Raw genomic sequence first — 1,081 nt, forward strand, 5'->3', positions numbered from 1 at the left:
GGGCTACCCCATTCTTGTTTACCGTGGTGGGCTAATACCATATGTTTCAACAAGACAACGTCTTCGCTGTACTGGTCGAACCCTAATTTATCAACGGCAAGAGTTATCATCTCTTCGACAATTGAGATATGTCCAATAAGATTCCCCTCAACAGTATATTCAGTAGACTTCGGATCAGTGAATTCAACTGTTTTGCCGATATCATGAATAATCACACCAGCATACAATAAGTCTTTGTTGATGTTATCGTATTGGCTGACAACGGCTTGGGCTAAGCGAAGCATTGAAATGGTATGAAAGCCTAAACCACCTACATAGGCGTGGTGGTTCTTCTTCGCTGCTGGGTAGGTAAAGAAGTCCCATGACACTTCACGTAATAAGTAACGAACGATGGCGTCAATGGTGGTATTTTCAAAACCTTCCACTACAGCCAATACTTCGTTCACCATTTCCGTTCTGGTCATTGGCCCACGTTCAACATAGTCAGAGGGATCATTGGGTTCCCCGTCAGTGGCTAGGCGAAGACCATTAATACGAACTTGTGGTTTCCCGTTATAAAGTTCTCGTTTACCCGCTAAGGCAACTACTTGGCCAGAAGTATATTGTTCAATATCTTCGTCAGTTGCTCCCCAAAACTTGCCCTCGATTGAGCCAGACCGGTCTTGGAATGTGAATGAGATGTACTTTTTACCGTTACGGTCTTCCCGTACTTCGGCAACTTTAATCAATACAAAGATATCGAAATTTTGGTCTAAAGCCACATCAAAAAGTTGTAAGTTGTCCATGTGTATCCTTTCTATCGCACACGTCTAGAGTACGTGTTGCGCTGGCGCTTCTACAAGGTCTAACAAGGTGTCATCAACCGTGAAGAAAATAATTTGGTGCGATGCCGCGAATTTTTGTAAGAAGCGGTAAATGTTTGACCGGTATTTACGGTCTAAATGTGAGAAGGCTTCATCAATAATGATCGGTAATTCAATGTTACCAAGCTGTGCATCCATAAAGGCGAACCGCATAGCCACGAATAATAAGGCTTTCTCCCCGCGAGACAATTGGTTTACAGACACTTCAGAATCATCCG

General features: G+C 43.3%; 2 protein-coding genes. Both read right to left on the minus strand.

The features are described from left to right. A partial coding sequence (locus ACRCJ0_RS14935; RefSeq protein WP_431390997.1) for a 3'-5' exoribonuclease YhaM family protein occupies positions 1 to 785 on the minus strand: 785 nt, incomplete at its 3' end. A gap of 24 nt (positions 786 to 809) precedes the next feature. Next, positions 810 to 1,081 (minus strand): ATP-binding protein (locus ACRCJ0_RS14940; protein ID WP_431390998.1); only part of this gene is annotated, 272 nt, incomplete at its 5' end.

The organism is Aerococcus sp. L_32, from assembly GCF_050689315.1.